This window comes from Pseudomonas sp. efr-133-TYG-103a (genome assembly GCF_030209235.1).
Taxonomy (GTDB): Bacteria; Pseudomonadota; Gammaproteobacteria; order Pseudomonadales; family Pseudomonadaceae; genus Aquipseudomonas.
This window is the reverse complement of record NZ_JARVSK010000025.1, coordinates 48,858-74,098: the sequence shown is the minus strand read 5'-3', so window position 1 is coordinate 74,098 and position 25,241 is coordinate 48,858. Positions and strand designations below refer to the sequence as shown.

The following is a 25,241-nucleotide window of genomic DNA, read 5'->3' as shown; positions in this document are numbered from 1 at the left end:
GCAGCGGCAGCTCATGGGACGAACCACGCGCCTGCAAGTGAGGCGGCGCTGCTCAGTCACTGCTTATCGATCAGGAATTTTGCCCATGCCCCCATCCATCGTTCGCTCTGCGCTGTTCGTGCCCGGCAGTCGGCCCGAGCGTTTTGCCAAGGCGCTCGCCGCTGGCGCCGATGCGGTAATCGTCGATTTTGAAGACGCGGTCGAAGAGCCGCTCAAACGCCAGGCCCGCGATCATCTCGCCGCGTTCCTCAAGGCGCATCCACACGCCTCGGTGCTGGTGCGGGTCAACGCCCCGGATCACGCGGAACACGCTGCCGATCTTGCGTTCTGCACGCAACAGGCGGGCGTCGTCGGCGTGCTGCTGCCCAAGGTCGAGAGCGCTGCGCAGGTGGCGGCGGTCCGGAAAACCGGCAAGCCGGTCTGGCCGATCATCGAAAGCGCAAAAGGCTTGCTGGCGCTGGAGCAGATCGCCCGGGCCGAGGGGGTAGAGCGCCTGTCCTTCGGCGGCCTCGATCTGGCGCTGGACCTGAACCTCAACACAGGCACGGCGGCCGCCCGGATGTTCCTCGATCAGGCGCGCATGTCGGTGCAGCTGCACTCGCGCGGCGCCGACCTGCTGCCGCCGCTGGACGGCGTGCATCCTGCGATCAACGACCCGGACGGGCTGCACCGGAGTATCCGGCACGCCAGCGACATGGGCTACGGCGGCGCGCTGTGCATCCATCCCGCGCAGATCCCGGTGATTCATGGCGCATTGGCGCCCAGCGCCGACGATTTGAATTGGGCACAGAAAGTGGTGGATGCCAGCAAAGCAGCCAACGGCGCCGGGGCCTTTCAACTGGACGGACAGATGATCGACGCACCCGTGCTGTTGCGGGCGCAGCGGTTGTTGGCACTGGTTCGGGCGTGAGATAAGGACGCACAGGCTGAACGCCGGTGCAGGCAATAGTGGCACTTTTTCATTAGCCTGCTAATTTTCTCGACACGCGCTGTCTGGCTCGCGGGTGCTGGAAAATCATGCTGATTGGCTGGCGTTCAGCTTTGCCGAACGCTGGCTTACATAAAAGCTGATTCTACAAACACACCGCGTTGGGCATCGTAAGTTGGCGCTACGCTCAAGCTCTACCGACTGCTCCTACAAAAATAAGCTCCTACAACAATAAGAAGGTGATATCGATGTTGAAGCTGACCAAGGCGCTCTTCTGCGCCGCCGCAGTGTCCGTGGCCGGCATGGCCTACGCTGATCCAATCGTCATCAAGTTCGCTCACGTCGTGGCGGAAAACACGCCAAAAGGCCAGGGCGCCTTGATGTTCCAGAAACTCGTTGCCGCCGATCCGGCCTTGAAAGACAAGGTCAAGGTCGAGGTGTACCCCAACTCCTCGCTGTTCGGTGACGGCAAGGAAATGGAAGCCTTGCTGTTAGGCGACGTGCAGATGCTTGCGCCGTCCCTCGCCAAGTTCGAGCAATACACTAAAAAGGTGCAGATTTTCGACCTGCCGTTCCTGTTCAACGACCTGGCTGCCGTCGACCGTTTCCAGCAAGGGCCGCAAGGCAAGGCGCTGCTGACCGCAATGGATGACAAGGGCATTCACGGTCTGGCGTACTGGCACAACGGCCTGAAGCAGTTGTCGGCGAACAAGAAGATGGTCGAGCCCAAAGATGCACGCGGCCTGAAATTCCGCGTCCAGGCCTCCAGCGTGCTGGAAGCGCAGTTCGTCGCGCTGCACGCCAACCCGCGCAAAATGAGCTTCGCCGAGGTCTACCAAGGCCTGCAGACGGGGACCGTCAACGGTACCGAGAACACCTGGTCGAACTACGAAAGCCAGAAGGTCAACGAAGTCCAGCCGTTCTTCACCGAATCCAACCACGGTCTGATCGACTACATGGTCATCACCAATTCCAAGTTCTGGAACGGCCTGCAGCCTGACGTGCGTGACGAGCTGCAGAAGATCATGGATCAGGTGACGGTTGAGGTGAACAAGCAGGCCGAAGCGCTGAACCAGACGGCCAAGCAGAAGATCATCGACTCCAAGACCAGCGAGATCGTCACGCTCACCCCCGAGCAACGCGCCAAATGGCGTGAAGTCATGAAGCCGGTCTGGGACAAGTTCTCCGAGGAGATCGGCCCGGACCTGATCAAGGCTGCGGACGACTCGAACAAGGCGCCTTGAGCCCTCGAGCGCTTTGATCCATCCAGGCATCGCCACGCGCGGTTGATGCCTGCGGGGCCACCCGGTTGCGGGTGGTCGCCCTCTCTACGTTCGGAGAACTTTTATGCAATCGCTGACGCGACTCTGGGAGCACCTGGAGGAGGGCATGATCGCCTTTCTGCTGGCTGCCATGACGCTGGTGACTTTCGTCTACGTGGCGCTGAACAACATTTACACGCTGTTTTACACCCTCAGCGATCAGTGGGCGGTCAGCAGTGATTTTTTCGCAGGGATTGGCGATCACCTCATGGGTTACGCCCAGGGCATGACCTGGAGCGTGGCGCTGACCAAGGCCTTGTTTGGCTGGCTGATCTTCTTCGGCATTTCCTACGGCGTGCGCACGGCCGGGCATCTGGGCGTCGACGCGCTGGTCAAACGCACCAGCAAACCGGTCCAGCGAGCGCTGTCGCTGATCGCGTGTCTGGCCTGCATGGCCTACGCCGCGCTGTTTCTGGTCGCCAGCTACAAATGGGTGTCGGCGCTGTTCGTGGCCGGCATCGGTGCCGAAGACCTGGACCGCTATGGCGTCAAGACCGCTTATATCGCGGTCATCGTGCCCATCGGTTTCACCCTCGTGATCCTGCGTTACCTGGAAATTCTCTACCGCATCTGGACCCACCGGCAGACAGGCCTGGGCCTGGCCGATGAGGCGGCGGAAGCGAGCAAGCTGGCCAATCCTGGTGAGGAGCAACACTGATGACGGTTATCTGTTTGTTCCTGTTGCTGTTCGTGTTCATGTTTCTGGGCGTGCCCATCGCGATCTCGTTGGGCCTTTCGGGCGCCGTATCCATTCTGCTGTTCAGCCAGGACTCGTTGAGCTCGCTGGCGATCAAGCTGTTTGAAACGTCCGACAGCTACACCTTTCTGGCGATTCCGTTTTTCCTCTTGTCGGGCGCCTTCATGACCACCGGCGGCGTCGCGCAGCGTCTGATCGACTTTGCCAACGCCTGCGTCGGCCACATCCGCGGCGGCCTGGCGATCGCGGCAGTGCTGGCATGCATGCTGTTCGCGGCATTGTCCGGATCGTCGCCTGCGACCGTCGCGGCGGTGGGCTCGATTGCCGTGGCCGGGATGGTGCGCTCCGGTTATCCGAAGGAATTCGGTGCCGGGATCATCTGCAACGCCGGTACGCTGGGCATTCTGATCCCGCCCTCGATCGTGATGGTGGTCTATTCGGCGGCAACCGAGACCTCGGTCGGCAAGCTGTTCATTGCCGGTGTGGTGCCCGGGATCCTGCTCGGCGTGATCCTGATGGTGGTGATTTACATCGTGGCGCGGGTCAAGAAGTTGCCGGCCCAGCCTCGGGTTTCCTTTCGTCAGTGGCTGACGACGGCGCGCCGGGCATTCTGGGGCCTGCTGTTGCTGGTGATCATCCTTGGCGGCATCTACAGCGGCATGTTCACCCCGACCGAAGCGGCGGCGGTGGCGGCGGTTTATTCGGCGTTCATCGCCCTGTTCGTGTACAAGGACATGAGCTGGCGCGACTGCCCGAAGGTGCTGCTGGAGTCCGGGCGGCTGTCGATCATGCTGATGTTCATCATCGCCAACGCGATCCTGTTCGCGCACGTGCTGACCACCGAACAGATCCCGCAGCAGATCACCAACTGGGTGATTTCCGAAGGCCTGACCCCGATCGGTTTCCTGATCATGGTCAACGTGGTGCTGCTGGTGGCCGGTAGTTTCATGGAGCCGTCGGCCATCGTGCTGATCCTGGCGCCGATCTTCTTTCCGATCGCGACCAAGTTGGGCATCGACCCGATTCACCTGGGCATCGTCATGGTCGTGAACATGGAAATCGGTCTGGTGCATCCACCGGTCGGCCTGAACCTGTTCGTGACCTCGGCAGTGACCGGCCTCACCTTGGGCCAGACAATCCGTGCAGCCCTGCCGTGGTTGTCTATCCTGTTGTTATTCCTGATTCTGGTGACCTACGTGCCGTTCATCTCCCTGGCATTGCCGAACTGGCTGGGCATGCCGTAGCGACACCGATCCACCCCGAACTGTGAGCGCAGTGCCTTGGCCCTCGTCGACGTGAAGTCTTCGAGGGCTTTTTTACGGCTATTGCCTGGGTAACCCTCTGGCGCAGGGCTGCTTGCTCCCGAGAGTCAGCGCGGGCGAGTGAACCGGCGGGGGAGTGGCGTGGTCGGTTGATTCGTGACTGAAGGGCAAATGTCATTTGTGTCCCCTGTGCTGTTTGCTGGCGGCCGACATGGCGATACTCGCCAGTCTTTGTCAAACCGGATAATGGGCCCACGGATGGCCGTCGCGAGGTTATAACGATGATTGTGTTGCGCCGTTTTGCACTGCTGATGACCGCCGCTGCGTTGCTCGGCGGGTGCGGTGAATCTTCCAGGCTGCCGTTTCAGGCCGGTGTCGGTCCCAAGCCGCAACTGCCCGAGCCCACCACTTCACTGATCCCCACGCTCAAGGTGTCCAAAGCCGTGGGCTGGACCGGCAACGACACGCCCAAGGCGCCGGAAGGTTTCAAAGTCAACGCGCTGGCCGACAACCTCGACCACCCGCGCTGGCTCTACAGCCTGCCCAATGGCGACGTGCTGGTTGCGGAGAGCAACAAACCGCCCAAACCTGAAGGCTCAAGCGATGGCGGCACCGGGGTGATGGCGTGGATCAAGCGCACCGCCTCGGGCATCGTCATGAGCCGCGTCGGGGCCGAAGCACCCAGCGCCAACCGCATCACGTTGTTGCGCGATGCCGATGGCGATGGCCGCGCCGAGGTGCACAAGGTCTTCATCAGCGGCCTGACGTCACCGTTCGGCATGGCGCTGGTGGGCAACGAGCTGTTCATCGCCAATGCCGATGCGGTGGTCAAAGTCCCGTACAGCGAGGGCCAGACGGAAATCACCGCCACGCCGGTCAAGGTCACCGACCTGCCGGCGGGCATCAATCATCACTGGACCAAGAACATCATCGCCAGCCGCGACGGCAGCAAGCTGTACGTGACGGTGGGTTCCAACAGCAACGTGGGCGAAAACGGTCTGGAAGCGGAGCAGGGCCGCGCGGCGATCTGGGAGGTCGATGTGAAGACCGGCCAGAAGCGCCTGTTTGCCAGTGGCCTGCGCAACCCCAACGGTCTGGCTTGGAAACCGGGCAGCGATGAACTGTGGACCGTGGTCAACGAGCGTGACGAGATCGGCAGCGATCTGGTGCCCGATTACCTGACGTCGGTCAAGGACGGTGCGTTCTATGGCTGGCCGTGGAGCTATTACGGCAATCACGTCGACACCCGCGTGCAGCCGCCCCGTCCCGACAAGGTGGCCCAGGCAATCGCGCCGGACTACGCGCTGGGCACCCATGTCGCACCACTGGGCCTGACCTGGTCTGACGCCCGCGGGATGCCGGAAAACTTTGCCGAAGGCGTCTTCGTCGGTGAGCACGGCTCGTGGAACCGCAATCCGCAGGCGGGTTACAAAGTGGTTTTCATCGGCTTCAAGGACGGCCAGCCATCCGGCATGCCGATGGACTTCCTGACCGGATTCCTCAACGCTGATGGCGATGCGCAGGGTCGTCCGGTGGGCGTGATCCTCGACAAGCAGGGCGCCTTGCTGGTGGCCGATGACGTGGGCAACAAAGTGTGGCGCGTCAGCCGGCAGTGATGCCGCTGGCAATGGTCAGCCGGTCGCGTCGGTCATCTGGAAAACCGACGCGCACCGGCAACGCAAAGAATCACCGCCACGGTCACGGCCAGCATGCCCATGCTCACCTGTTCATGCAGCAACGTGGCGGCCAGTGCCAGGCCGAAGAACGGCTGCAACAGCTGCAACTGTCCCACCGCTGCAATGCCGCCCTGAACCAGCCCGCGGTACCAGAACACGAAGCCGATCAGCATGCTGAACACCGACACGTACCCTAGGCTGAGCCAGGCGGGCAAGCTGACGTGGGTCAGTGAAACCGGTGCGGTGAACCACGTCAGCGCCAGCATCGACGGCAGCGCCAGCACCAGCGCCCAACAGATGACTTGCCAGCCGCCGAGGGTCCGCGACAGTCGGGCGCCTTCGGCATAACCCAGTCCGCAGACGGTGATGGCCAGCAGCATCAGCAGGTCGCCTGTCGCAGACGCGCTCAGCCCTTGGCTCAGCGCATAACCCACCACCAGCGCGCTGCCCAGTGTCGAGAACAGCCAGAAGGCCGGACGCGGGCGCTCGCCACCGCGCAGTACGGCAAAGGCAGCGGTGGCCAACGGCAACAGGCCGACGAAGACGATCGAGTGTGCTGAAGTCACGTATTGCAGCGCCAGCGCGGTCAGCAGCGGAAACCCCACCACGACGCCCACGGCGACGACGGACAGTGACAACAATTGCTGGCGGTGTGGGCGTTTCTCCTTGAGCAGCATCAGCATGCACAGCGCCAGCGCTCCGGCGATGGAGGCTCTGGCGACGGTCAGGAACACCGGGGCAAATTCCATCACTGCGATTCGCGTGGCGGGTAACGAGCCGCTGAAGATCACTACGCCGATCAGGCCGTTGAGCCAGCCCGAAGAGGCGTTGGCGGTGCCGTGGTTGTGCAGTTTCGATGCTTGATCCATGTGCGTCTGATCCCTTGATGGCCCGATTCGACCGGTTGCGGTCTGCCGATGCTAGGGCGCAGAATCGATACAATCAAAAAATTGTCATGGATACGTCACCCATGCCCCGCGCCCGTTACAAGACCGTCGTTGACCGCTTTGCCGCCGACATTGCCTCCGGTGCCTTGCCGCCGGGCACGCGCCTGCCGACCCACCGGCATCTGGCGGAGCAGGAAGGGCTGGCGCTGGTGACTGCATCGCGGGTGTACGCCGAACTCGAAGCGATGGGGCTGATCAGCGGCGAAACCGGTCGCGGCACCTTTGTCCGGGAAACCGCGCTGCCGCTGGGGCATGGCGTCGATCAGCAGGCCGCTGCGGTGGGCGTGCTCGACCTCAATTTCAACTATCCCGCCTTGCCCGGGCAGGCCGAGTTGTTGCGCACCGGTTTGCGTCAATTGGCCTTGTCGGGGGATCTGGAAGCGCTGCTGCGTTATCAGCCCCATGCCGGACGCAGTCACGAACGCGCCTGTTTTGCCCGCCATCTGACGGAGCGCGGACTGGCGGTGGAAGCCGAAGAAGTCCTGATCGTCAGCGGCGCGCAGCATGCCTTGGCGGCCACGGTGCTGGCGCTGCTCAAACCGGGCGACGTGGTGGCGGTCGATGCGCTGACCTATTCCGGGTTCAAGGTGGTTGCCGAAGCGCACCGGCTGGAACTGGTGGCCATCCCGATCACCGACCACGGGCCTGACCTGGACGGGCTGGAACAGCTTTGCCGGCGACGTCGGATCAAGGCGGTCTACACCATGCCCACGCTGCACAATCCGATGGGTTGGGTCATGGACCTGCCGTGGCGTGAGCGTCTGGTCTCGATGGCCCGCGATCACCGCTTGCTGCTGATCGAAGACGCGGCGTATGCGTTTCTGGCCGATCAGCCGCCCGCGCCGCTGAAGACGCTGGCGCCGGACCTGACGGTTTACGTGTCGGGGTTCTCGAAAAACATCGCGACCGGGCTGCGGGTCGGCTACGTCGTGGCGCCGCTGAAATGGGTCCCGGCATTGGAACGGGCGATCCGGGCGACCACCTGGAATACGCCTGGCGTCATGACCGCGCTGGTCTGTGGCTGGATCGACGATGGCACGGTCCGGCGTCTGGAGGCGCAGAAGCGCCAGGACGCGAAAGCGCGTCAACGCCTTGCCCGGCAGGTGCTGGACGGCCTGCACATCGTCAGCCATCCGGCGTCTTACTTTCTGTGGCTGCCGCTGCCCGAAGAGGTGCGCGCCGATCAGGTGGCGATGGCGTTGCTGTCCGCCAACGTGTCGGTGTCGACCGCCGAGCCGTTCGCCGTTTCCGGCATCGTGCCGCACGCGATCCGGCTGGCGCTGGGCTCGCTCGAGCGGGACGCGCTGGAAGTCGCGCTGCATAAAGTCCGCCAGGTCATTGCCGAATTTGCCTATTGATCAGTCTGCTAAAGCATAGCGCCGGGCGGCTTTATTCGATTCTGGGTAAAGGTCTGTTTCCGCAGACATACCATTCGCGAAATCGATAGTTACCATCATCCTTCGCGAGTTCTTTTTTTTTCTGGAAGGAGGAGGATAGAGCCATACCGAATTGGCTTGAGAAGGACCCGACGCGATGAGAATTTCAACCCTGCTGACACTTGTCGCCGTACTGGCCGGTGGCTTTGCCGCCACTGCTCCTGCCTCTGCCGCAGACGAACAAGCCTGCCATTTCCAGCCGGTCGCCGACAGCGGCGTGGCACTCAAGCACTCCCAGAGCGTGGGCGTGATCTACAGCGAAAACACGGTCAGCACGCTGGAGTATCTGGAGCGCTATCACTCAGTCGCGCTGAAAGGCGTGAAAAATGGCGCGCTGGACGCCCGCATCCGCGATGCGTTCGTCAGCAGCTCCGACCCGAAACTGGCCATTGACTGGCTCAAAGCGTCGCTGCAGAAGGAGTTCGCTTCGGTCACCGTCTACGACAGCCTCGATGCGGTGGTGCAGGCGCACCCTGATGTGGTCGTCATGCTCGACACCTACAACCGTCTGGTGACTCAGCGCAACTCGCAGGTCGAAGCCCGCTTCGTCGCCAAGTTCTATGACGCCGATCTTCAGTACATCGGCAAGGCCGAGGGCCTGGGCGCCAAGGAGCTGTCTTCGGTGTGGGTCCACGACAAAGCGGCGCCCGAGATCGCCGCCCAGATCAACCAGCAGCGCGAGTTGCAGATCAATGCGCTGAAACAGTTCGACGCCTCGCTCAAGGCGCTGGTGACCACCGGCGCTACCGCCGAGGTCGCCAGCAACTGATCCCGTCACCTTCCGCGACAGGCCACACGTTCCGCTCATCGAGTTGAACGCCATCCTCCCGGCCTGCCGCGCCCGCTCCAACCCTCTTGTCGCTTTCAGTCCAGCCCGCTCACGCCTGGCGAGGCTGCGGTACTTTCGCGATCACTTTGATTTCAAAATCGAATCCATAGAGCCAGGTCACGCCAACGGCGGTGATCGTGGGGTAGGGCGCCTTGCCCCAGAACTCCGGCACCACTTCCCAGATCCTCTCGAAGGTATTCGCCGGGTCGACCATGAACACCGTGACATCGACCACGTCGTCGAAGGTGATGCCGGCCGCGTGCAGGATCGCGTTCAGATGGGTGAAAGCCAGCCGCACCTGCGCGTGCAGATCGGGCTCCGGCGAGCCGTCCTCGCGGCTGCCCACTTGTCCGGAGACGAACAGAAAGCCATCGGACAGGACCGCGGGGGAGTAGCGGTTGCGTTCATAGAGCGCGTGGCGGCCTGGCGGAAAAATCACGTTGCGCTGGGTCATGTGTTGCCTCCATCGATGGGCCGGCTGCGGCCCGCAATTGACGATGAAGCCACTGTAGGGACTTGAACCGGGCGGATAAACGCGCAACCTTAGTCAGCACTGTTTGGCAAACCCAAACAATCACTGATCTTCTGGAGCTTGAATGGACCGCTTCGACGCGATGCAGGCCTTCGTGCGGGTGGCGCAGACCGGCAGTTTCACCAAAGCCGCTGACACCCTGCACATGAGCAAGACCACCGTCACGCAGCTGATTCAGCAACTGGAAGCCCGTCTGCGCGTCAAGTTGCTGAACCGCACCACGCGCAAGGTCAACGTCACCGCTGATGGCGCGGTGTATTACGAGCGCGCGGTGCGTCTGCTGCTCGATCTGGATGACGCCGAAACCAGCCTGTCGGCCGCCGCTGCAGTGCCTCGCGGGCGTCTGCGTGTCGACGTGCCCAGTCCGTTCGCGCGGATGATCCTGATCCCGGCGCTGCCGCAGTTTCACGCCCGTTACCCGGATATCCAGATCGACCTGGGTGCCAGTGACCGGATGATCGACCTGATCGGCGAGAACGTCGATTGCGTGGTGCGCGGCGGCGAACTCACCGATGAGTCGCTGATGGCGCGCCACATCGGCGATCTGCAGTTGGGCGTCTATGCAGCCCCGGCCTACTTACAAAGGGTCGGTTCACCGGCACACCCGAGCGAGCTCGAAAACAGTGATCACCGGGTCGTCGGCTACCGCTGGGCGCGGACCGGCAAGTTGTACCCGCTGATCATGCAGCGCAACAACGAGACCGTACAGGTGCAAAGCCGCTACGTGCTGTCGGTCGACGACGGCAACGCGTTTCTGGCGGCGGGGCTGGCAGGAATGGGCGTGCTCTGGCTGCCGGACTACATGGCGCGTAACCACGTGGCGAGCGGCGAACTGTTGCCGCTGTTCGGGGACTGGCATCTGGACACTCTGCCGATGTACGTGGCATTTCCGCCCAACCGGCACATCAGCATCAAGCTTCGCGTGTTCATCGACTGGATCGTCGAGCTGATGGCCGATCGCGGACCGGGCGTTTCCGGGTATCAAGGTGCAGGTGACGCGTCCGGGCAATAAAAAACCGCTGCCACCCGGACAGGCGACAGCGGTTTTGTTACGGCCGCTTACTGGCTGTCTGGCAGCGCGTAGGCGATCACGTAGTCGCCACGGTCCGCCGACTGGCGAGCGCCGCCTGCGGTGATGACGATGTATTGCTTACCGGTTTTCGGCGAGACGAAGGTCATCGGGCCGCCCTGGCTGCCGACCGGCAGACGGGCTTTCCAGGCTTCTTCGCCGTTGGCGCTGTTGAAGGCGCGCAGGTAGTAATCCTGAGTGCCGGCGATGAAGATCAGGCCGCCTTGGGTAGAGAGGGTGCCCCCCAGCGTCGGCATGCCGATTGGCAGCTGCATGTGCATCTTGATGCCCATCGGGCCGGTGTCCTGCACGGTGCCGACCGGCACTTGCCAGGCGATCTTGCGGGTCTTCATGTCGATGGCGGTCAGCGTGCCGAACGGCGGTGCCTGGCACGGAATGCCGGCGACCGACAGGAAGCGGTTCTTGTTCACCGCATACGGCGTGCCTTTGAGCGGCACAGCGCCCATGCCGGTGTTCAGCGCTTCACCGCCTGAGGAGGCGATCGCGTCTTTCTGTTGAGGGACCATCTGGCTCCACAGGCCCAGACGCATGTCGTTGACGAAGATGAAGCCGTGCACCGGATCGGTCGACAGACTGCCCCAGTTCATGCCGCCCAGCGATCCCGGGAAGCTCAGCGAAATGTCGGTGCCTGGCGCGGTGTACAGGCCGTCATAGCGCATCTTCTTGAATGAAATACGGCACAGCAGCTGATCGAACGGCGTGGCGCCCCACATGTCCGATTCGGTCAGGGTCTGCGCGCCGATCTGCGGCATGCCCACCGATTTGGGCTGAGTCGGCGAATACGGCTCGTTAGGGATGTTCGACGGCTTGACCGGCACTTCCTTGACCTCGGTCAGCGGTTGGCCGGTGTGACGGTCCAGCACGTAGATCTGACCGGCCTTGGTGCCGATGACCACTGCCGGGACCTTGCTGCCGTCAGCCTTGGTGAAATCGATCAGGCTCGGCTGCATCGGCAGGTCGAAGTCCCACAGGTCGTTGTGGACGGTCTGATAGACCCACTTCTGTTGACCGGTGGTGGCGTTCAGCGCCAGAACCGAGGCGCCGTAGGTGTGGTCGAGCTGGGTGCGTTCAACGCCGTAGATGTCGGTGGACGAGCTGCCCATCGGCAGGAACACGGTGTTCATCGCCGGATCGTAAGACATCGGCGCCCAGCTGTTCGGCGTGCTGCGCACATATGTCTTGTCGCCCGCCGGAGCCTGCTTGTCTTCAGGATTGCCCGGGTCGAAGGCCCAGCGCATTTCACCGCTGACCACGTCGAAACCACGGATCACACCGCCAGGCATGTCGGTCTGCACGTTGTCGGCCACGCGGCCGCCAACGACCACGGTGGTGCCGGCCATCAGCGGCGCCGACGACAGTTGGTAGTACGAGTCCGGCACGTTACCCAGACCGGCTTTCAGGTCGACCTGGCCATTGTCACCAAAGCCTTTGCACAGCTCGCCAGTGTCGGCGTCCACAGCAATCAGGCGCGCGTCGATGGTGTTGGTCAGCAAGCGACGCTGGCAGTTGGCGCCCGCAGGGACGGCAACCGGCGCGGCAGGCGTGCTGTCATCGGTGGGTTGCGCGACAGCGGCGGTGGCGTCGAAATACGCCAGGCCACGGCAGCGCTGCCAGACGGCGGATTTGGCGTTGGTTTCGTGCTTCCACAGCTCTTTGCCGCTGTCAGCGTCCAGCGCAATGATGTTGTTGTGCGGGGTGCAGATGAACACTTTGTCGCCGACCTGCAGCGGTGTCATCTGATCTTCGGCGCCATTGCCGTCGCTGATGGCGACGTCACCGGTGTGGTAAGTCCAGGCCGGAACCAGCTTGGAGACGTTGTCGCGGTTGATCTGATCGAGTGCGGCGAAGCGGCCGCCGCCTTCGTCGTTACCGTAGTGCGCCCAGTCTTTCTGCGCCTTGGTCGGATCGACTTTGGTCACGGCCGGGCCATCACCGGTCGGCGCCACCGAGGCGTGAGGCTGGAACATGCCCCAGAAACCCGCGACCATGGCAATCGCCAGCACGCCGCCGAGCACATAACCACCGCGACCGCCCGCCAGGCCATTGGCCTTGCGCAGGGTCGGGTAGACCAGCGCCACCAGCAGGCTCAGCACGCCGAGGGCGAACAGGCGCGACACCAGCGGCCAGAAATTCAGGCCCGCATCGGCCACTGCCCAGATCACGGTCAGGATCATGGCGGCGGCGAACAGCCAGGCGCCCAGCAAGCGCTGCCTGAACAGCAGCGCGGAGCTGACGATCAATCCGAGACCGGCAAGCAGGAAGTACCAGCTGCCACCAAGCGTGACGAGGTAGCCGCCACCTGCTGCGAAAAGTAATCCAAATACCAGCACGCCGATCGCGACGACCCAGATGGGCCAGCGACTGGCGGATGCCGAAGGTCGAGACTTAGTCATGTTGCATGATCCTGCTGACACATGAACGTTCGCGAGAACGTCAAGAGTGGTGGGGACAACGTCGTTCGTGTCGATGGCCAACGGATGCGAGCAGCGGCGGCCATCTATCGTGTAATTAACCGGTTAGTTAATTTGCATAAAGATACCAAAAAAACCGTGCCCTGCGGCAAATTGTCCCCGGACACTCGGGATAAACACTCTTGTGCGATTGGTAATAATGCGTTGTGTCTGTGGGCTTGACCGCTCTGGATCAGCGGTCTCGGGCCAGATAATCACGCAACCGCGCCTGCAGCCGATCGATCGCGTTGTCCATCGTCAGGTACGCCTCGATCGTCATGACCTGCCAGCGTTGGCCTTCATCGCCGAATATCACCTGGTCGAACACGCCGTCAGCCACATGGGCGACGAAAAACCAGGTGTCCAGCCCGTTGACACCCTGACCGGGATACAACCGCTTCCAGACGATGCTCACCGGGTCCAGGGCCAGGCCGAATTCCTCCAGTGTCTCGCGCAGCGCGCATTGCTCCGGGGTTTCATCGCCTTCACGGCCGCCGCCGGGCAGGTCCCAGAGATTGGGCCAGGGAATGGTGGGCTTGTCGTCGCGCAAATACGTCAGCAGTTCGCCGTCGCAGATGACGGCAATCTTCGCGCCGGAAAAAGGAGGGTGCGGGGCCATGGCAGCGCCTTCTGGGAAGTGTGCGGTTAACTTAGCACCGGCCCGCCCGTCATGTGGAACGATCACCCCGATTGGCTGCCCGAATCTTCAACCGCAACGAAGTTGATGTCACGTCGGTTCAGGCGAGGAGGGGAATGATGAGCAGCCAGGCCATCAGCGAGCGTTATCGTGGCTACATCGACTGTCTTAACCGGCAGGACTGGAAGGTATTGGGCGATTTCGTCGCCGAGGATGTGCAGTACAACGGCCAGCGCATCGGCCTGAGCGGTTACCGGCAGATGCTCGAAAACGACTTTCGCGCCATCCCGGATCTGCACTTCAACATCGATCTGCTGATCGCCGAACCGCCGCACGTGGCTGCCCGATTGCGTTTCGACTGCACGCCGGCGGGCGAATTGTTCGGGTTACCGGTGAACGGGCAGCGCGTACGTTTCAGCGAAAATGTGTTCTACGCCTTCGACGACGGCCGCATCGTCACCGTCTGGTCGGTGATCGACAAGGCCGCCATCGAGGCGCAGTTGTCAGGCTGAGCGTCAGTGCAGGGCGCTGGCGCGGTTCTTCGCCACGTCTTCTGGCTTGATCTCACCGTTGCTCTGGCCGAAACGGCGCAGGACGAAAGTACTCACCGCTGCCAGTTCCGCATCGCTGTAGCTGCGTGCGAAGTAAGGCATGCGCTGATCGGCACGGCTGGCCAGCGGCGTATGGCCTTCGAGCAGCGTGGCGACGAGGTTTCTGCCGGACGGGTCGTTGACGGTTTTCAGCCCTGCCAGCCCGCCGGCCGGTGATTGCCGGCCGCTGCCATCAAGCCTGTGGCACGCCACGCAGGTGTCATTGAACAGCTTCATGCCCAGCCCCTTCTGCAGCGCCGCGTCGTTGACCGCCATTGCCGGGCGCGCGATCCCTTCGGCGCGCGCAGGCGTGCTTTTGAGGAACACGGCGATGGCTTTCAAGTCGGCCGGGTCAAGCCAGCGCAAGCTGTGCTCCACGGCGTCGGCCATCGGTCCGCCTGCGCCGCCGAAGCCTGCCGCGTAGCCTTTGGACAGGTAGCTGACGATCGCCTCTTCAGGCCATGCGCCGATCCCGTACTGGCTGTCGGAACTGATGTTGTACGCCTGCCAGTTGCCCAGCTCGGCGCCCGCCAGCGATCGGCCGGTGCTCATCGCCTGGAACAGGTTGCGCGGGGTATGGCACTCGCCGCAGTGGCCCGGGCCCTGTACCAGATAAGCGCCGCGGTTCCATTCCGCCGACTGCTTGGGGTCCGGTACGAAGCGTTCGTTGGAGGCGAAGATCATGTTCCAGAACATCATTCCCCAGCGCTGGTTGAACGGGAATGACAGTTTGTTTTCCGGGGGTGCCTGCCTGACCGGTTCGAGGCTGAACAGGTAGCCCTTGATCGCCAGAATGTCTTCGCGCGACATCAAGGTGTAGGACGTGTACGGGAAGGCCGGGTAGTAATGCTTGCCGTCCTTGCCGACGCCTTTCTGCAGCGCGTCGACAAACTCGTCGTCGGTCCAGTTGCCGATACCGGTTTCCTTGTCCGGTGTGATGTTGGGTGAATACAGGCTGCCAAACGGCAGCTTGAACTCGAGGCCGCCGGCGAACGGCTTGCCGCCGGGCACCACGTGGCAGGCCACGCAATCCGCCGCACGGGTCAGGTATTCGCCCTTGCTCATGGCCGGTGTTTCGCTCGCATGGACGCTGACAGCCAGACAGCTGGCCAGCAGTCCGAGCGCACGCTGGAAATATTTCATGATGCGCTCCTCAAACAGTGAAATAGCCGGAACGGCTCAGGGGCAGACGACGCTCGCGAACCCCGGTGGCCGCGAACAACGCGTTGACCAGCGCGGCCGCGGCCGGCACTGCGCCGGTCTCGCCCACGCCGCCGGGCGTTTCGACGCTGTCGACGATGTGCACTTCCACCGGTGGCGCGTCGCTCATGCGGATCTGCCGATACTCGTGGAAGTTGGTCTGCTGGACCTGGCCGTTTTCGATGAGGATTTCGTTGAACAGTGCCGCCGACAGACCGAACAGCGTGCCGCCTTCCATCTGCGAGGCCACCGAGGTCGGGTTGTTGGCAAAACCGCAGTCGATGACCGTGACCAGTCGCTTGATGCGCAGGCCCTTGTCGCCCTGTTTTTCCAGCTCGACGACGGTGGCAACGAAGCTGCCGAACACCGCTGTCACCGCCACGCCACGTCCGGATCCGGTCGGCAGAGGCGTGTCCCAGTCAGTGAGTTGCGCGGCTCTGGTCAGCACCGCCTGCGCCCGAGGTTGCGATTGCATCAGCCCGAGCCGGTATTTCACCGGATCGACCTTGGCGTTATGCGCCAGCTCATCGATGAAGCACTCCAGTGCGTAGGTGCTGCGCAGCGGACCCACGCCTCGCCACCAGGAAACCGGGATCACTTGCGGGTCGTGGCGGATATACCGCACTTGCAGGTGAGGCAGGGTGTAGATCGGGTCCTTGGCCACTTCCACGGCGTCGAAATCGACCCCGTCCGGTGGCAGCCCGCCCAGGTATGCCGCCACCACCGAGGCGCCCGCGATGCGGTGTTCCCAGCCCACCGGGCGCAAGTCTTTGTCCAGCGCCGCGGTCAGCCGGTCAACGTAATGCGGACGATAACGGTCATGCGTCATGTCCTCTTCGCGGCTCCAGATCAGCTTGATGGGATAGCTCAACTGACGGGCGATATCGACCGCCTGAAAGATGAAGTCCGATTCCAGACGCCGACCGAATCCTCCGCCGATCAACTGGTTGTGGATCACCACCTTTTCCACCGGCAGGCCGCAGACCTTGGCGGCGCCCATCTGGGCAAGCCCCGGCGCCTGGCAGCCGACCCACAATTCGCATTCGTCGGCACGTACGTGGGCCACGCAGGTCATCGGCTCCAGCGGCGAGTGGGAAAGAAACGGCTGCTCATAAATGGCTTCGAATCGGCTGGACGCATTCTTCAGGGCATTGGCGATGTCGCCGGCCTGGTGGGCGAAGACGCCGTCGCCAGCGCTCGCCTCGAACAGCGATTTGTCCAGCTGCGCGGAGTCGAGACCGGCATGTGGACCCATGTCCCATTCGATGTTCAGCGCCTTGAGCGCCTGCTGGCACGCCCAGAAGTTGCTCGCGGTGACCGCGACGGCGTTGTCCAGGCGCACGATGTCGCGCACGCCGGGCACTTTGCGCGCAGCGTCCTCATTGCCGACAGTGCGCAGCTTGCCGCCCGATACCGGGCAGGTGAGGGTGGACGCGATCAGCATGTCCGGGACTTGCAGATCGATGGTGAATTTCGCGCTGCCGTTGACCTTGTGCGGCGTGTCCAGACGCTGGGCGGGTTTGCCCAACAGCTTGAACTCGGCGACCGGCTTGAGCGGGATATCGGTCGGCAAGGGCAGCGCCGCGGCGGCGTCGACCAGCTCGCCATAGCCCGCGCTCTGGTTGTTGGGCCCGATGACTCTGCCGTTCTCGGCACGGCATTGGCTGGGCGCGACGTTCCAGCGGATGGCCGCCGCCTGGACCAGCACGATGCGCGCACCGGCGCCGGCCTTGCGCAGCGGCTCCCAGGTGTAGCGGGTGGACGTCGAGCCGCCGGTGGCCTGGAAGGTCAGCAACGGGTCGGTGTACAGCGCCGCGTTGGGCGGCGCCTCGGCGATGGTGACCTGGCTGAGCGGGACTTCGAGCTCCTCGGCGACCATCATCGCGATGCCGGTCTGCACGCCCTGGCCCATCTCGATCTTGGGCGAGATGACGGTCACGGCGCCGGTCTGATCGACGCGCACGAAGGCGCCATAACCTTTTTCAGCGTTGTCGCCCAGATTCGCGCCCTTGATTGCGCCGGCCGCGAAGCTGCGCGACACCATCGGCGGCAGGTAGGTGCCGACGACCAGGCCGCCGAGCAATGCACCGCCCTTGAGCAGCCCTCGACGCGACAGCATCGTGGCGGATGTTTGTGTATCGGACATGATGACTTCCTTCAGGCCTGACTGACGCTTTTGATGGCGGCACGAATGCGCGTGTAGGTGGCGCAGCGGCACAGGTTGCCCGACATGGCATTGACGATCTGTTCGTCATTGGCCTTGGGATGTTCCTGCAACAGCGCGACGGCCGACATGATCTGCCCGGACTGGCAGTAGCCGCATTGCACGACTTCATGTTCAAGCCAGGCTTTCTGTACGGCCTGGCCGACGGCTTGTTCGCCGACCGCTTCGATCGTGGTCACCTTGCGACCTGCAACCGCACTCACGGGCAACACGCAGGAGCGCACGGCCTGGCCGTCCAGATGCACTGTGCAGACGCCGCACTGCGCAATGCCACACCCGTATTTGGTCCCGGTCAGACCCATCACATCCCGCAGGACCCACAACAGTGGCATGTCGTCGGGGACATCCAGCTGGTGCTCCTGACCATTGATCATCAATTTCTGCATCGCAACCTCTGAAGGTCATCACGGTTGACGCGCATGGCTGGCAGAAGGGTCTTCTGTGGCCTGCGCAGGCTTCGGTTTGTTCTCGTTCGTCCCGTGCCAGGGCCGGGTCGTTATCGTTCTATTCAGTGGGTTAACAGCACAACCGGTAAGGGTCTATTACTGGTATTGATGTAATCAACTTAGCCATCAATAGCGCTGATGGATCCTATCGATTTTAAACATTTATCATCTTCGAAGTTTCCAGCAAGAATGGGCACCAGAAGCAAACGACAAGACGCTTTGCTTACTTACTGAACATACCTACTTTCTGGAGATTCAAAATGAAATATTTAGCCTTCGCCGCTCTTTCGATGGTCAGTGTATTTGCATCGGCCAATGAAGTTGCCAGCACTTCTGTCAGCGCCCAGCCACTGAGCCAGGTCGAGCAGTATAACCGTCACAAAGGCATCGATGTTGCCAAAGTCATCAGCATCAAAAACGCCCAGGATCCTGAAAATGTCGATGGCCTGGTAAACTCCAAAATGGTCTATGTCGATGGCGCCGGTGTGACTCGCACTCTGGACTACACCATCATGGGCTACGGTCGTCAAAATGGTTGATCGTCACGGCCCTCAAGGCCCGCTGACGGATCGATCCCCCTGAAAAACGCTGCAGTCCATGCAGCGTTTTTTTTTGCCTGCACATCGCGTATGCCGGTCCGGGCGACCTTCAGATTCCCGATTTTCAGTGCAAGAACGAAAGTGCTGCTGCGTTCGACCGACTATCGCCCGCGCGATGCTGCTTACAATAGCACCCTGTTAGCGTCGACAACCCTAACCCATGGTATGAATTGACCCTGATGATCAATCGGGCCTAACTTCGCTCTGGTCACTACCGTTCAATCATTGCATCCCGTCATTTGCCCCTCTGACAAGGCAAATAACTTCCCTGCGCGTGCCTGTCAGGCAAAGCCACTATCAGGCAACGCAACTATTTAGATCCGCGCCTTAATTAAATGCGCCGAATCAGGAATGAATACCATGCACATGACCGACAACACTATTTTCATCACCGGCGGGGCGTCCGGGATCGGCCGCGGTCTGGCGGAGGCTTTTCACAAACTGGGCAACACCGTCATCATCGCTGGCCGTCGCAAGGCGCTGCTCGATGAAGTCACCGCTGCCAACCCGGGCATGCAGAGCATCGAGCTGGACATCAACGACCCCGCCAGCATCAACGACGTGGCGCAGACCCTGATCCAGCGTTATCCGGCGCTGAACGTGCTGGTCAATAATGCCGGCATCATGCCGTTCGACGACGCGGCGGGGCACATCGACGACGCGACGATGGTCGGCACGCTGACCACCAACTTCATGGGCCCCGTGCGACTGACGTCCGCGCTGATCGAGCATCTGAAGTCGCAACCGCGTTCGGTGATCATCAACAACACGTCGGTGCTGGCCTTCGTGCCGCTGGCCGGCAACGCCGTCTACTCCGCAACCAAGGCGGCGCTGCACTCCTATTCGCTGTCCCAGCGCTTTACCCTGCGCGACACCACCGTAACCGTTCAGGAAATCGCGCCGCCATGGGTGAACACCGACCTGATCCACAAGGGCGATGATCCACGCGCCATGCCGCTCGATGCATTCATCGCCGAAACCATGGCGGGCCTGGCCACTGACACGCCGGAAGTGATCGTCGAAGCCATTCGTCCGCTGCGTGACAACCCGGGCTCGCAGGAACACGGGTTGATTCATGGATTCAATCAGTCGCTGGTGGACAATCCGATTCCGGTAAGCTAATCCCTTATCAGGCGCAGGCTGCGTCGAACGCTCAACGTTCGACGCACGCTAGAAGCGCCGCCTCCGTCTCAGTCACGCATGGAATTCAGGATGGGCACCGCGAAAGCCTCAAAAGCCGCAACCGTTGAAGCCCCAGTGGTCTTTGTCGTCGATGACGACGATGTATTGCGCGGCGCGCTGGGCAGCCTGCTCAGGTCAGTGGGTTACACCGTCGCCGAGTTTTCCAGTCCCCAGGCCATGCTCGATCACCCGCTTGTCGAGTCGGCCGGGTGTCTGCTGCTGGACGTGCGTTTACAGGGCTACAGCGGCTTCGATGTGCAGCTGGCGCTTTCGGAATCCGGCAGCGGCATGCCGATCATTTTCATGACCGGCCACGGCGATATTCCGATGTCAGTGCGGGCGATGAAAGCCGGCGCGGTGGATTTTTTCGCCAAGCCTTTTCGTCAGCAGGATTTGCTCGACTCGGTTGCCCGAGCGGTCGAAGACCATCGTCAACGCGTCGAGAAGCAGCGCAATCTGCAGATGATGCGTCATCGCTTCGAGTCCCTGACGCCTCGGGAGAAACAAGTGATGCATGGCGTGGTGGATGGCCTGCTGAACAAGCAGATTGCCGGCAATCTCGAGATCAGTGAGATCACCGTCAAGCTTCATCGCGCCAATACCATGCGCAAGATGGGCGTCGGCACACTGGCCGATCTGGTCCGGGCGGGGCGGCAACTCGCGCTGTCGTGAATGCGCGCTTGCCGTCCTTCAAACCGCTTGTGTGCTGGCGGGTACACCGGGAAACGTCAGGGTAATTCGCGCGCCTGCTCGGCCATCTTCTCTGTTCGCCAGACAAATCGTTCCACCGATGCCCTCGATGATCGATCGACAGATCGGCAAGCCCATGCCCATGCCTGTCGGCTTGGTGGTGAAGAAGCTCTCGAAAAGTTTTTCCAGATGCTCGGCTGCGATGCCGGGGCCACTGTCGATGACCTGAACTTCTATGGCGCCGTTGCGCAATTGCCTGCTCTGGAGGGTCAGCTCGCGCGTCGGCGAATTGGCCGAGGCCATCGCCTGAGCTGCGTTCATCAGCAGGTTGACGATCACCTGTTGCAGAAGCACGCGATCGGCGCGGACCATCGGCAGCGTCGGGGCCAGATTCAGCACCGGTTCGACGGCATTCCTGGTCAGCTCGTGCCGCGTGAACTGCAACGATTCGCGAATCACCTCATTGAGCGCCACTTCGACCTCTTCGGCCGGCCTGCGCAAGGCCATGCTGCGAATGCGCTTGATCACATCATCCGTGCGCTGCGCGTCATCGACGATACGCCGCAGCGCGATCTCGACTTCTTTCAGATCGGGTTCCGGACGCAACAGCCAGCGCAGACCGGCTTCGGCGTAGGTGGAAATCGCCGCCAGCGGCTGATTGATCTCGTGGGCGATGGAGGCGCTCATTTCGCCCAGGCTGGAAATGCGTGCGACGTGGGCCAGCTCGGTCTGCATGACTTCCAGCGCGTGGCGCGCCGCGACTTGCTCGGAGAGGTCGATGATGCCGATCAGGATGATGCCCTTCGCAATGTTTTCCTTGGAGAAACATGCGGTGAACAGGCACTCCAGCTCGCGCCCATCAATGGTTTTCAGGCGCGTGACTTCAATGTTGTTGGGCTGTTTCGCAAGGGATTTGACGACACAGCGGGCGTAGGTCTGCAGGCTCGCGTCGGGCCAGTATCGGTCAACCGAGCCGAGCATCTCCTCACGGTCGCCACGCCCGAACAGCCTGACGCTGTGATCGTTGAGGTCGACGATCTGGGTGTTGCGCAAATACTCGCGAATCACTTCCGGGTGTTCGAGGAAGTAACTTTCCAGGTCCGTGACACCGGATTCGAGCAGGGCTTTGAGGCGCACGCCGACGCCGGTGAAATCCAGCTCCCAGAACGAGGCCGCCATGGCCTGAAACAGGTTGCGGTAGCGGTATTCGCTCTCCTTCAGGCGCTGCTCGGTTTCTTTGGCCGAGGAGATGTCGTGGGCGGTTTCGAGAATGCCGATCGGATTGCCGGCAGCATCGCGGCGCAACGACCAGCGCGCATTGACCAGGCAGCGATCGCCCGAGCCGGTCGTGCGGTACAGCTCGCCTTGCCATTGGCCGTCGGCAAGCAGTCGGGTGTAGGGATCTTCGACGCTTTTCGCCGGCTCGCACTTGAGCATGGCCAACGTGTCGTTGCCCACAGCCTGCTGGGAAGGCCAGCCATAGAGCGACTCTGATGCGGAGTTCCAGAAATGGATCGTCCCGCCCATGTCTCGTACGAATACCGAATCGTGAAAAAGCTCGAGAACTTCGGCCTCCGCGCGAGTGATAGGTCGCGGCATTTTGCCTCCCTTGGGACTACTTAAAAGATGCCGCAGTACACTCGGATCGGGCATGTCTTCCCCCTCAGGGATGTCGTGCTCCATCACGGGTGCCATTGGGTGGCGATAGAAGGCTGTGGCGAGCCGTTGTGCGGCCTTTATCCATAGGAACGCATGATCGTCGAACAATAGTAGCGGAGAAATATGCAAACCAGTGCAGCACCTGCACTGCGCCGACGAAAGTGAAGACGTGACGCATCTGAGAAGGCGTCAGCGGGGTGGGCGGGGCACTCGCATCGAGCGGCTAGGCATGGTTTTTGAGAAATTCGACGGCATTTTCCACGGTCCCGGCATCGCCGAGGATGCGCCGATGCCCCAGCCCTGTCGTGGTGACCAGGCCCGAGGTCGACCAGACGCCGTGCAGGGCCAGCGACTGCGCCACCGTGACGATCCGGTCCTCGGTGTCGTGGATGATCAGCCCCGGATGGGCCAGACGTGCGGTCAGCGTGGGAAGGTCGACCGAATCGAGCGGTACGCCGACGAAAACCTGCGCCCAGTCGCGAAAGGCCTGGGTCTGTTTCTGATCCAGTCCGTGGGCGCGGGCATTGCCCATGACCACCTGAGTCAGCGAAGTGGGCCCGCTGATGTGCACGCTGCCGCGTACCGACAGCCCGTTGGCGAATGCCCAGAGCGCCGCAGTCGACCCGGCCGAATGTGCGATGACGCCGGCCACATCGTCCAGGTGCGAGGCAATGGCCAGCGCGGCGCGGCCCGCGTGGATCATGCTCGACACCGCTCCGGCGGACTCCCCATGGGCCGGGGCGTCGAACAATACGACGGAACACCCGGCGTCGAGCAGCGGCTTGACGAAGCCCGCCAGGTGCGAGCCTCGACTGCACCAGCCGTGCATCAGGAGAATTCGTGGGCCCTTGCCGAACGTCCAGAACGCGACGTCATCACCGCCGACCGACAACGTTGCGTGTCGCCCTTTGCCGAGGCAATCAAGCTCCTGAGGCGAAGCCGGGACCCGGTCGGGAATGGCGAATGCCTTGCAGGCCGCCGCGATACCCGGGTCGGACGACAGCAGGTTGTGGATCATATTCATCGGTGAACCCTTCGAACGCGCAGATGCTGCTGATGTGTCATTGAGGTTTGGGGAAGTCGACGACGGTATCGTTGATCCGGTTAAACACGTTGGTGAACGTGATGACCGTGATTGCCAGAGCGATGTGCACGACCTCTTCGCCGCTGTAGCCAGCTTCCAGAAGGGCATCCACCTGCGCCTGCGGCAGCGTGCCGGGATTGAGCGCCAGGTAGCGCACGAACGTCACCAGCGCATCGCGCCTGGCGTCGCCGGTCGACTGACCTTCGCGGATCTGGTGCAGGGCGTCGGTGGACAGGCCGACCAGTTTGCCGACCATGCTGTGGGCCGCCACGCAATAGTCGCAACCGGCCAGTTCGCTGATCGCCACTTTCACGGTTTCCTGATCCTGCTTGCTCAGCGGACCGCCGGCCAGGACTTTGTCGACCGCCAGCATCGCCTTCAGCGCTTCTGGCGCCAGGGTGCCGAGGGTGGCATACGCGTTGGGAACCTTGCCCAGCGCCTGCTTGATGCTGGCGAAGACCTCGGCGGTTGCGCCGCTTGCCTGATCTGCCGAAACCGCTGTGAAACGTGCCATTGCCCGATCTCCTGGAAGTTTGCCGTTGATTGCGTCGTGAAACTGTATGCAAAGGGCCCGGCGGAAACACTTGTACCAACGGAAGGTGGACCCTAGTCCTTCGTATGAGCAGCGCCGTTGCAGACGGGCAAAGCTGTTGACGCCTTGTCGATGCTTATGCCGTCGCGGCCTGGGGCTTCGTCGGGCGGGCGCGTGAACAGCGGCATTTCAAGCGACAGCGCAACGCATCGGTCCTTGATCCAGCGGTAAAGCTGGCGAATCGCAGGGGAGAACTGCTTGCGATGCGGGCAGATGAAATTCAGCGGAAACGCTTCGCTCAGATGATCGGTGCAGAGCACCACCAGCGCGCCGCTTTTCACGTCCGCGCTGATGTCCAGCCATGACTTGTAAACGATGCCTTGGCCGGCCAGCGCACTGCGTCGGATGACGTCGGCGTCATCGCTGATCACGGGGCCTTTGACGGTCACCGACAGGACGCCGTCAGCAGTGGGAAATCTCCACTTGTCGTAGACCTTGCCGTTCAGTTCGTACTGCAGGCAGGCATGGTGGATCAGATCGGCAGGGGAGTGCGGCTTGCCGTGTCGGGCGATGTACGAAGGCGACGCCGCCAACACGCGGCGGTTGTCCGGAATGAGCGGCAGACAGACATAATTGGCGTCCTGCAGAGTGCCGTAGCGGATCGCCACATCCACCGGTTCGCGGTAGACATCCGCCAGTTTGTCCGACACCGAGAGGCGCAATCCGAAGCCTGGGTGGTTCTGCCGATATTCCAGCAGCCACGGCAGCAACACGTTGCGGCCCAGATCGGATGAACAGGCAATCTGCAACATGCCTTGCAACTGGTCTTCGTCGGTGCGAATGCCTTCATGCCCGGCGTGCAGCGCCTGCAGCGCTTCGCGGGCGAACGGCAGATAGAACTCGCCTTCGGCAGTCAGGCGCAGACTGCGCGTAGAGCGGGCGAACAGGCGAATATCCAGCTCGCGCTCCAGGCGCTTGATCGCAGCACTGACCTGCGCCGGCAGCACGTCGAGTTTGCGCGCCACGGCAGAGAAACTGTCCTGCGAAGCGGCTTTTACGAAGATGTCGAGGTCATCCAGTCGGATCATGGGCGTGAATCTTCTCGTTCTGACGCATCTGCGCGAAGGTTGCATGTGGCATGCTGGGCGATTACAGGTGGTTGAAAAAGCCATGCATGACGCCAGCAGCTTCACTGCAGCAGTGAAAATGAGAAGGCGAGAATGCGGGCT

The 25,241-nt window shown here is 62.2% G+C and carries 23 protein-coding genes; 12 read left to right on the top strand and 11 right to left on the bottom strand.

Translation table 11 applies throughout. From position 1 onward, the window contains the following. Positions 1 to 85: 85 nt before the first annotated feature. From QRN36_RS20100 to QRN36_RS20080, 5 genes are all read left to right on the top strand, one after another. Positions 86 to 910, top strand: a complete 825-nt coding sequence (locus tag QRN36_RS20100; RefSeq protein ID WP_285425680.1) for a CoA ester lyase — start codon at positions 86 to 88, stop codon at positions 908 to 910. A 266-nt stretch (positions 911 to 1,176) separates the two neighbouring features. Then, positions 1,177 to 2,172, top strand: coding sequence for a TRAP transporter substrate-binding protein (locus QRN36_RS20095; protein ID WP_285425679.1), 996 nt, complete (start codon positions 1,177 to 1,179; stop codon positions 2,170 to 2,172). 103 nt (positions 2,173 to 2,275) lie between these two features. Then, entirely contained in the window at positions 2,276 to 2,908 is a 633-nt protein-coding gene (locus QRN36_RS20090; protein ID WP_093467313.1) for a TRAP transporter small permease, read from the top strand. Then, positions 2,908 to 4,191, top strand: coding sequence for a C4-dicarboxylate TRAP transporter large permease protein DctM (gene dctM / locus QRN36_RS20085; protein WP_285425678.1), 1,284 nt, complete (start codon positions 2,908 to 2,910; stop codon positions 4,189 to 4,191). Before QRN36_RS20090 ends, dctM begins: the two co-directional genes overlap by 1 nt. 299 nt (positions 4,192 to 4,490) lie before the next feature. Next, positions 4,491 to 5,825 carry a sorbosone dehydrogenase family protein gene (locus QRN36_RS20080; RefSeq protein WP_285425677.1) on the top strand — a complete coding sequence of 445 codons (1,335 nt, stop codon included), beginning with the start codon at positions 4,491 to 4,493 and terminating at the stop codon, positions 5,823 to 5,825. Positions 5,826 to 5,857: 32 nt separating this feature from the next. On the opposite strand, the gene QRN36_RS20075 is transcribed toward QRN36_RS20080, so the two are convergent. Next, positions 5,858 to 6,754 (bottom strand): DMT family transporter, encoded by an 897-nt coding sequence (locus QRN36_RS20075; protein WP_285425676.1) that lies wholly within the window; start codon positions 6,752 to 6,754, stop codon positions 5,858 to 5,860. A 101-nt stretch (positions 6,755 to 6,855) separates the two neighbouring features. On the opposite strand from QRN36_RS20075, the gene QRN36_RS20070 reads away from it, so the two are divergent. Continuing rightward, on the top strand, positions 6,856 to 8,190 hold the full coding sequence (locus QRN36_RS20070; RefSeq protein WP_285425675.1) for a PLP-dependent aminotransferase family protein: 1,335 nt from the start codon (positions 6,856 to 6,858) through the stop codon (positions 8,188 to 8,190). A 175-nt stretch (positions 8,191 to 8,365) separates the two neighbouring features. After that, positions 8,366 to 9,037: an ATPase gene (locus QRN36_RS20065; protein ID WP_093467327.1), complete on the top strand. Its 672-nt coding sequence runs from the start codon at positions 8,366 to 8,368 to the stop codon at positions 9,035 to 9,037. A gap of 109 nt (positions 9,038 to 9,146) precedes the next feature. Here the strand turns inward: QRN36_RS20065 and QRN36_RS20060 are convergent, their stop codons facing one another. Continuing rightward, entirely contained in the window at positions 9,147 to 9,551 is a 405-nt protein-coding gene (locus tag QRN36_RS20060) for a RidA family protein (protein ID WP_285425674.1), read from the bottom strand. A 142-nt stretch (positions 9,552 to 9,693) separates the two neighbouring features. Here QRN36_RS20060 and QRN36_RS20055 point away from each other — a divergent pair, with 142 nt between their 5' ends. Next, the gene (locus tag QRN36_RS20055) at positions 9,694 to 10,641 is read left to right on the top strand and encodes a LysR family transcriptional regulator (RefSeq protein WP_285425673.1); all 948 of its coding nucleotides are present in this window, start codon (positions 9,694 to 9,696) and stop codon (positions 10,639 to 10,641) included. Between the two features lie 47 nt (positions 10,642 to 10,688). Here QRN36_RS20055 and QRN36_RS20050 read toward each other — a convergent pair whose 3' ends face one another. Then, positions 10,689 to 13,112: a glucose/quinate/shikimate family membrane-bound PQQ-dependent dehydrogenase gene (locus tag QRN36_RS20050; RefSeq protein WP_285425672.1), complete on the bottom strand. Its 2,424-nt coding sequence runs from the start codon at positions 13,110 to 13,112 to the stop codon at positions 10,689 to 10,691. A gap of 250 nt (positions 13,113 to 13,362) precedes the next feature. Further along, the gene (locus QRN36_RS20045; protein ID WP_285425671.1) at positions 13,363 to 13,788 is read right to left on the bottom strand and encodes an NUDIX hydrolase; all 426 of its coding nucleotides are present in this window, start codon (positions 13,786 to 13,788) and stop codon (positions 13,363 to 13,365) included. Positions 13,789 to 13,925: 137 nt separating this feature from the next. On the opposite strand from QRN36_RS20045, the gene QRN36_RS20040 reads away from it, so the two are divergent. Beyond that, on the top strand, positions 13,926 to 14,318 hold the full coding sequence (locus QRN36_RS20040) for an ester cyclase (protein ID WP_285425670.1): 393 nt from the start codon (positions 13,926 to 13,928) through the stop codon (positions 14,316 to 14,318). 3 nt (positions 14,319 to 14,321) lie between these two features. On the opposite strand, the gene QRN36_RS20035 is transcribed toward QRN36_RS20040, so the two are convergent. Genes QRN36_RS20035 through QRN36_RS20025 form a run of 3 tightly spaced genes read right to left on the bottom strand, consistent with a single transcriptional unit; the run spans position 14,322 to position 18,206 of the window. Beyond that, positions 14,322 to 15,539, bottom strand: coding sequence for a c-type cytochrome (locus tag QRN36_RS20035; protein ID WP_373568775.1), 1,218 nt, complete (start codon positions 15,537 to 15,539; stop codon positions 14,322 to 14,324). A gap of 10 nt (positions 15,540 to 15,549) precedes the next feature. Further along, the gene (locus QRN36_RS20030; protein WP_285425669.1) at positions 15,550 to 17,742 is read right to left on the bottom strand and encodes a molybdopterin cofactor-binding domain-containing protein; all 2,193 of its coding nucleotides are present in this window, start codon (positions 17,740 to 17,742) and stop codon (positions 15,550 to 15,552) included. An 11-nt stretch (positions 17,743 to 17,753) separates the two neighbouring features. Continuing rightward, on the bottom strand, positions 17,754 to 18,206 hold the full coding sequence (locus QRN36_RS20025) for a (2Fe-2S)-binding protein (protein ID WP_285425668.1): 453 nt from the start codon (positions 18,204 to 18,206) through the stop codon (positions 17,754 to 17,756). Positions 18,207 to 18,526: 320 nt separating this feature from the next. Between QRN36_RS20025 and QRN36_RS20020 the strand changes: the two genes are divergently transcribed. The 3 genes from QRN36_RS20020 (at position 18,527) to QRN36_RS20010 (ending at position 20,719) form a co-directional block, all read left to right on the top strand. Then, positions 18,527 to 18,805 (top strand): DUF2790 domain-containing protein, encoded by a 279-nt coding sequence (locus tag QRN36_RS20020; RefSeq protein ID WP_285425666.1) that lies wholly within the window; start codon positions 18,527 to 18,529, stop codon positions 18,803 to 18,805. A 420-nt stretch (positions 18,806 to 19,225) separates the two neighbouring features. Next, positions 19,226 to 19,987, top strand: a complete 762-nt coding sequence (locus QRN36_RS20015) for an SDR family oxidoreductase (RefSeq protein WP_285425665.1) — start codon at positions 19,226 to 19,228, stop codon at positions 19,985 to 19,987. Positions 19,988 to 20,077: 90 nt separating this feature from the next. Further along, positions 20,078 to 20,719: a response regulator transcription factor gene (locus QRN36_RS20010; RefSeq protein WP_285425664.1), complete on the top strand. Its 642-nt coding sequence runs from the start codon at positions 20,078 to 20,080 to the stop codon at positions 20,717 to 20,719. Positions 20,720 to 20,737: 18 nt separating this feature from the next. Here QRN36_RS20010 and QRN36_RS20005 read toward each other — a convergent pair whose 3' ends face one another. From QRN36_RS20005 to QRN36_RS19990, 4 genes are all read right to left on the bottom strand, one after another. After that, positions 20,738 to 22,336 carry an ATP-binding protein gene (locus tag QRN36_RS20005; protein WP_285425663.1) on the bottom strand — a complete coding sequence of 533 codons (1,599 nt, stop codon included), beginning with the start codon at positions 22,334 to 22,336 and terminating at the stop codon, positions 20,738 to 20,740. A gap of 283 nt (positions 22,337 to 22,619) precedes the next feature. Beyond that, entirely contained in the window at positions 22,620 to 23,420 is an 801-nt protein-coding gene (locus QRN36_RS20000; protein ID WP_285425662.1) for a S9 family peptidase, read from the bottom strand. Positions 23,421 to 23,457: 37 nt separating this feature from the next. Beyond that, positions 23,458 to 23,994, bottom strand: coding sequence for a carboxymuconolactone decarboxylase family protein (locus tag QRN36_RS19995; RefSeq protein WP_093467359.1), 537 nt, complete (start codon positions 23,992 to 23,994; stop codon positions 23,458 to 23,460). A 92-nt stretch (positions 23,995 to 24,086) separates the two neighbouring features. Then, positions 24,087 to 25,100, bottom strand: a complete 1,014-nt coding sequence (locus QRN36_RS19990; protein ID WP_285425661.1) for a LysR family transcriptional regulator — start codon at positions 25,098 to 25,100, stop codon at positions 24,087 to 24,089. Positions 25,101 to 25,241 lie beyond the last annotated feature (141 nt).